Below are 5,906 nucleotides of genomic sequence, written 5' to 3'. Positions count from 1 at the left end.
CCTCAACAACATCCTGGAAGGCGACCATGGTCGGCTGAAGCGGATCCTCGGGCCGAAAGGCGCGTTTAAGAACCGGACATCTGCATATCGGACGTTGAAAGGGATGGAGGCGATGCACTCATTGCGGAAAGGGCAAGGCACGATGTTTGCCTACGGGCAACCGAACCCGGACGCGGTGATCGTCAACCGGGTCTTCGAGACGGCCTGAGAACGCCCACACGCAGCGGCGATCAGGGAATGAGAAACTGAGTCTTCGCTGCTCTCCGCCCGACTTTGCAACAGCACCGTGATGATCACCCCGCAGGCCGAGGCGTTGGGCGTCCCCAACCCGGTGATCGGGATTGCTGGGTTTTCCGCCGTCGCGGTCGTCGGGGCGGCCATCCTGGCCGGTACCTGGTTTCGGACCTGGTTCCGGGTGGGAACCCAGGTCGGCGTCACCTTCGCGGTGGTGTTCGTGCATTGGTTGATCTACCAGAGCCTGTACGTCATCGGTGCCCTGTGCCCCTACTGCATGGTCGTCTGGGCGGTGACGATTCCGCTGTTTTGGTACACCACCCTGACTAACCTCCAGCCCCTGCGGCACACCGGACCCGGCTGGGCACAACGGCTCATCGGCACCCTCACCAGCTACCACGGGGTGGTGCTCACCGGGTGGTTCCTACTCATCCTCGCCTTGATCACCCACCGGTTCTGGGATTATTGGATCACCCTGGTCTAGACCCAGGTCCCGGGGACGCGTGGGGCCTGCAACCCCAGTGTGCTCCACCACGATCTGACGGGGTTGTCGGGCCGCTCGATGTTCGTGCACCGACTCACGCTTCTTCGCGTTTCGAGTCCCGCCCCGTCGTTAAAAACAGCTGATCAACGCTCTCCGAAGACGTCGCCGGCCTCACCGAGGGCTTCCTCCGGCGGTTCCACGCCTACGTCGACACGAACCAGGCTTATCGACACCGGTCCGCTGGCCCAGGAGCGGCGGGGGAAGTGGGCGTACAACATGGTTAGTGAGGCGTTCGAGGAGCTGCGCTCGGTGCTGGACCTGGGATAGACCCCCGCTGCCCCATGGTTGGTAGGGCGGGTTATTTCACCGTTTTGCCGACCGAGTGAGCGATCTCCCGGGCTGCCTGCTTGGCATACGGGCCTACCCCGGTAATCGTCGCAGCCCCGGGTCCCGCCCAGTCGCCGTAGCCAACCAGATACAGCCCCGGATACTTGGGTGTGTTCCCGTCCAGCAGCCGGCGCACCGGCCCCAGGGCCGGGCGAAACCCGGTGCACCAGATCAGGTGGTCGGCGTCCACCTCATCGAGGGAGGTGAACATCGGCGTGGCTTGCAGTCGCCCGGAATCCCGGGCACGGCGTACCTCAGGCAGGACGACGATATCGCCCAACTCCGAATCCGCCCCGGGGTCGGGTTCCCCACGCCCAATGGCCAGGGCGCGCTGGCGGTTGCGGCGAAACAACACACGACCGTCCACCTCATCGGGCATCCAGCGCGGGGAGCGGCGGGTGTACCAGGTCACCTCAGCGACCCGGGCGAGTTCCGCGGCGATCTGGGCACCGGAGTTCGCGCCCCCGACCACCGCCACCTTCGTGCCCCGGAAAGGCTCGATGCCAGGGTAGCTCGCCGAGTGCCAGTGGGTACCAGCAAAGGAACCGGGATAGAAGGGAATGAACGGGGCGGACCAGGTGCCCGTGGCCGCGACGACGTGTGTGGCCGTGAAGGTCTTCTTCCCCGCCCGGATGTAGTAGATCCCGTCGTCGTAGTTGACCCGGTCCACGTGGACCGGGCGCTCCACCGGGATCCGGTAGCGCTGCTCATACGCGGTGAGATAGTCCACCACATGTTCGGCCGGAGGAAACCCATCGTAATCGGGCATCGGCCAGCCAGGCAGGTTGGAGAATTCCGCGGTGGAAAACAACGTCATCGACGGCCACACATGCACCCAGCCCCCGCCCGGGCGGGGTTGGTCATCCAGGACCAGGGTGTCCACCCCTGCCCGGAGCAGATAGTAGGCGGTGGCCAGCCCTGCCTGGCCACCGCCGATGATGATCGCCTCGTGATGGTCGCTGCCGCTCACATATTCTCCTGTCGTGTCGTGCCCCGTCATCGCCTGCCGCTTAACCGATCTGCAGGACGGTGCGCAGCTCGGCGAACAGTTCCGGTTTCACCCGGTGGATGACGCTGCGCCCCTCCCGGGTGCGCTCCAGCAGGCCGGCTTCGGTGAGCTTTTTCAGGTGATGGGAGATCGTCGGCTGGCTCAGGCCCACCATGTCGGTGAGCTCGTTGACGCTGACCGGCCCGCACCCACCGGCGGCCAACTGGGAGAGGATCTGCAGACGGGCCGGCTCGGCGAGGACCTTGAACAGGGCGGCGTACCGGTCGGCCTCCTCGTCATCGAGCGGGCCGGTGCCCAGGGAGCAGCAGGCCGAGAGATCGGTGAGCGGAAGGATCTGTGCGGTCGTCATACCACCACTATATATTGACGCACGTCGATATTGGAAGTAGTTTGAGTATCGACCACGATCAATACAACGAGAAGGTGACGCATGACCGCACCCGCCCAACCCCGGGCCATACCTGCCCGGATATCTTTCCTGGATCGTTTCCTGCCCGTCTGGATTCTGCTCGCCATGGCCGCCGGCCTGCTCATTGGCCGCACCATCCCCGGCATCGGCGACGCCCTCGGTGCGATGGAGGTCGGCGGCATTTCCCTGCCGATCGCCCTGGGACTGCTGGTGATGATGTATCCACCGCTGGCCAAGGTCCGCTACGACAAGACCAAGGAAATCGCCGCCGACAAACGGCTGATGAGCGTCTCATTGCTGCTCAACTGGGTCGTCGGACCGGCGTTGATGTTCGCCCTGGCCTGGATCTTTTTGCCCGATGAGCCGGAGCTGCGCACCGGTTTGATCATCGTCGGCCTGGCCCGCTGTATCGCCATGGTGCTGGTCTGGTCGGACATGTCGTGTGCCGACCGGGAGGCCACCGCCGTGCTGGTGGCCATTAACTCCGTCTTCCAGGTGTTCATGTTCGGCGTGCTGGGCTGGTTCTACCTGCAGGTCCTGCCCAGTTGGTTGGGTCTGGAAACCACCTCCGCACAGTTCTCTTTCTGGTCCATCGTCACCTCCGTGCTCGTCTTCCTGGGCATTCCGCTGCTGGCCGGGGCGGCCTCCCGGATCATCGGCGAAAAGGTTAAGGGGCGGGACTGGTACGAGAACAAATTCCTCCCCGCCATCTCCCCGCTGTCGCTAATCGGCCTGCTCTATACCATCGTGTTGCTGTTTTCCCTGCAGGGAGAGCAGATCACCACCCAGCCCTGGACCGTGGCACGCATGGCCGTGCCGCTGCTGGCGTACTTCGTCGGCATGTTCTTCATCTCACTTGCCGCCTCCAAGGCCTCGGGCATGAACTACGCCCAGTCAGCTTCCGTGTCGTTCACGGCTGCGGGCAACAACTTCGAACTGGCCATTGCCGTGTCGATCGGCACCTTCGGTGCGACCTCCGCCCAGGCGCTGGCCGGCACGATTGGCCCGATGATCGAGATCCCCGTGCTCGTCGGCCTGGTCTACGTCATGCTCTGGCTGGGCCCGAAGCTCTTCCCCGGGGATCCGACCCTGCCAGCCACCACCCGACCCAGCACCACCACTCCTACGTCCGCGAAGGAGACCATCCGCTCATGACCTCCCACCCCTCTGTTCTGTTTGTCTGTGTCGGCAACGGCGGCAAGTCCCAGATGGCCGCAGCACTCGCGACCAAGCACGCCGGAGACGCACTCGAGATCCACTCCGCCGGCACCAAACCGGGCACCAAACTCAACGCCCAGTCGACCGAGGTGATCAGTGAGGTCGGCGCCGACATGTCCGGCGGCCACCCAAAGGGGATTGATCCGCAGCTGCTGCGTGAGGTCGACCGGGTGGTCATCCTCGGCTCGGATGCCCAGCTGGAGCTGCCCGCCGATGCGCGTGGCACCCTCGAGCGCTGGGTCACCGATGAGCCCTCCGAGCGCGGCATCGAGGGCCTCGAGCGGATGCGTCTGGTCCGCGACGACATCAACGCCCGCGTGCACAAGCTCGTTTCCGAGCTGACCGGCAACTGACTTCCCTCCCGCCGGAGAGATGGATAAGACCCTGTCGTGACCACCACTCCGGAAACCGCCCTCAGTGTGCTGTTCGTCTGCGTCCACAATGCCGACGCTCCCAGATCGCCGCGGCCCCGCTCCACCACTACGCAGGTGCCGCCGTCGAGGTCCGCGCCGCCGGCCTCCTGCCCACCCCCGAGGCTGACAGCTCGAGGGTGGGTGCCTTTTCCTCGTGCTCCACGACCACGCCGCGGGGCATATTGCCCCCGGCAGGTGTCAGAGTCAGAAGGCGTTGGCGCAGATCGGCCCTGACGACCAGGGATGTGACGTCGACTTCTGAACACCATCTGGTCAGTACTCGTGGGCATGAAGCTGAAAATGTCAGAAGTCCCGTTCACAAGGAGACAGAGATGGACAGTGGCCACGACATCACACCTGACTATGCCTGAAGCTGAGTGGAAACAGGCCCAAACACAGGCACGGATAATCGCCGGGTTGACTGAGCGCGAGAAGGTCGAAGTGGTCGCTGCCGATGCGACTGTGGCTGTGAGCTTCGTGTGGCGGCCTTGTCGATATTCCCTTTACGGTTCAGTTGATGCCGGTGAGGAAACCTAGAGAGGCCCTAGGAGCACGGGGGATGAGCTTATTAAAGGCCGAAGGCGCCGCCGCTGACGAGGATGAAGATACCCAGGCCGATCAAAACGATCGGGAACAGCACATGCTCCCAGCGTTCGAGAACCTCCGCGATGGGTGGACGGGTGGCCACGAACTTCGCCAACAGGACCAGGCCCGCCACCAGGATCAGAAAGACGACGCAGTAGATGATAACGGTGGCGGTATCCACGTTGAGAAAAACCGGGACATAGACGCCGATATTGTCGCCACCGTTGGCGAAGGTCACCCCGGCGACGGTCAAGACGCCTACGTTCTTTCCGCTGACTTTCGCGTCATCGTCGTCGTCATCGTCTCCCTGCCAGGCCTGCCAGGCCTGCCAGGCCGCCCACAGCCCCAGGGCCAGGGGGATCAGCCCGAAGTAGGGGATCGCCTCAGTGGGCAGGAAGGCATCCGCGCCTATGGTGACCAGGATCGTGGCTGCGAGGATGCCCGTGAAACCAAGGTACTGCCCGGCCAGAATTCGAAGTGTGGTCCCTGCTTGGCCGGCCCCGCGGGCGAAGAACAGCGAGAGCACGATGATGTCGTCGATATTGGTGGCGATAAACAGACCAACCGCCCCCAGGAGGTGCTGTTGCAAAGTTGGGGCAGTAGGAAGAGCGACGTGAATTAATCACAGCCATGGGTATCTTCTCCGGTCGTCATTTCCCCCGTGACATCATTCTGTGGGCAGTGCGGTGGTACTGCCGCTACGGGGTGAGCTACCGCGATCTGGAGGAAATGATGACTTCAGCGGGGCGTGCCGGTCGATCACACCACGATCTNCCGCTGGGTCCAGAAATACGCCCCTGAGCTGGACAAGCAAACACGGTGGTACCGGCAGGTACCTGACTGGCAGGNCAGTTCCTGGCGGGTGGATGAGACCTATGGTTCGCCCCGGGTTTAATGGAGGGTAAGAAATTGGAAAAGGAAACCTTCACATGCCCGTCAAGTACACCCCGGAGCTCAAGCAGCGTGCTGTAGAACTCGTGCTCCGCGCCCAAGCCGATCCGGCAACCGCCCACGGCGCGGTCACCCGCATCGCCAATGAGCTCGGCCTCAGCAAAGAATCCCTGCGCGTCTGGGTCCGCAACCACAAACAATCCGGCGCCGACAGCCCCGCTGAATCCCTCGACCTGGAAGCAGAAAACCGCAGACTACGAGTCGAACTCGCGGAAG

9 protein-coding genes and 1 pseudogene are annotated in these 5,906 nt (G+C 63.6%); 6 read left to right on the top strand and 4 right to left on the bottom strand.

The genetic code is table 11. The features are described from left to right. On the top strand, positions 1-208 hold a 208-nt coding region (locus YWU_RS0113295; protein WP_027020838.1), incomplete at its 5' end, for a DDE-type integrase/transposase/recombinase. A gap of 81 nt (positions 209-289) precedes the next feature. Beyond that, positions 290-718 carry a vitamin K epoxide reductase family protein gene (locus YWU_RS17015; protein WP_051260372.1) on the top strand — a complete coding sequence of 143 codons (429 nt, stop codon included), beginning with the start codon at positions 290-292 and terminating at the stop codon, positions 716-718. Positions 719-861: 143 nt separating this feature from the next. Here YWU_RS17015 and YWU_RS18835 read toward each other — a convergent pair whose 3' ends face one another. The 3 genes from YWU_RS18835 to YWU_RS0113280 form a co-directional block, all read right to left on the bottom strand. Continuing rightward, entirely contained in the window at positions 862-996 is a 135-nt protein-coding gene (locus YWU_RS18835) for a hypothetical protein (RefSeq protein ID WP_276201932.1), read from the bottom strand. A gap of 80 nt (positions 997-1,076) precedes the next feature. After that, a complete protein-coding gene (locus YWU_RS0113285) occupies positions 1,077-2,105 on the bottom strand; it encodes an ArsO family NAD(P)H-dependent flavin-containing monooxygenase (protein ID WP_051260371.1) in 1,029 nt (342 codons plus the stop codon). Positions 2,106-2,115: 10 nt separating this feature from the next. Then, entirely contained in the window at positions 2,116-2,463 is a 348-nt protein-coding gene (locus tag YWU_RS0113280) for an ArsR/SmtB family transcription factor (protein WP_027020844.1), read from the bottom strand. 81 nt (positions 2,464-2,544) lie between these two features. On the opposite strand from YWU_RS0113280, the gene arsB reads away from it, so the two are divergent. Both arsB and YWU_RS0113270 read left to right on the top strand, forming a co-directional pair. Beyond that, positions 2,545-3,678 carry an ACR3 family arsenite efflux transporter gene (gene arsB, locus YWU_RS0113275; RefSeq protein ID WP_027020843.1) on the top strand — a complete coding sequence of 378 codons (1,134 nt, stop codon included), beginning with the start codon at positions 2,545-2,547 and terminating at the stop codon, positions 3,676-3,678. Then, positions 3,675-4,094 (top strand): arsenate-mycothiol transferase ArsC, encoded by a 420-nt coding sequence (locus YWU_RS0113270; protein WP_027020842.1) that lies wholly within the window; start codon positions 3,675-3,677, stop codon positions 4,092-4,094. The genes arsB and YWU_RS0113270 overlap by 4 nt, the downstream gene beginning before the upstream one ends. Before the next feature lie 628 nt (positions 4,095-4,722). Here the strand turns inward: YWU_RS0113270 and YWU_RS0113260 are convergent. Next, a complete protein-coding gene (locus YWU_RS0113260; protein WP_027020840.1) occupies positions 4,723-5,328 on the bottom strand; it encodes a cadmium resistance transporter in 606 nt (201 codons plus the stop codon). A gap of 41 nt (positions 5,329-5,369) precedes the next feature. On the opposite strand from YWU_RS0113260, the pseudogene YWU_RS18285 reads away from it, so the two are divergent. Beyond that, positions 5,370-5,616, top strand: a pseudogene (locus tag YWU_RS18285) (IS6 family transposase); the annotation flags it as partial. A gap of 52 nt (positions 5,617-5,668) precedes the next feature. Further along, a partial coding sequence (locus YWU_RS0113255) for a transposase (RefSeq protein ID WP_027020839.1) occupies positions 5,669-5,906 on the top strand: 238 nt, incomplete at its 3' end.

This window comes from Corynebacterium sputi DSM 45148 (assembly GCF_000427865.1).
Classification (GTDB): Bacteria; Actinomycetota; Actinomycetes; order Mycobacteriales; family Mycobacteriaceae; genus Corynebacterium; species Corynebacterium sputi.
The sequence above is the reverse complement of the archived record's forward strand: the minus strand, read 5'-3'. Positions and strand labels throughout refer to the sequence as shown.

Coding starts and splice junctions, on each gene's coding strand:
- YWU_RS18835 (WP_276201932.1), bottom strand. CDS start 996: ATGTTGTACGCCCACTTCCCCCGCCGCTCCTGGGCCAGCGGACCGGTG.
- YWU_RS0113270 (WP_027020842.1), top strand. CDS start 3,675: ATGACCTCCCACCCCTCTGTTCTGTTTGTCTGTGTCGGCAACGGCGGC.
- YWU_RS0113285 (WP_051260371.1), bottom strand. CDS start 2,105: ATGACGGGGCACGACACGACAGGAGAATATGTGAGCGGCAGCGACCAT.
- YWU_RS0113280 (WP_027020844.1), bottom strand. CDS start 2,463: ATGACGACCGCACAGATCCTTCCGCTCACCGATCTCTCGGCCTGCTGC.
- YWU_RS17015 (WP_051260372.1), top strand. CDS start 290: ATGATCACCCCGCAGGCCGAGGCGTTGGGCGTCCCCAACCCGGTGATC.
- arsB (WP_027020843.1), top strand. CDS start 2,545: ATGACCGCACCCGCCCAACCCCGGGCCATACCTGCCCGGATATCTTTC.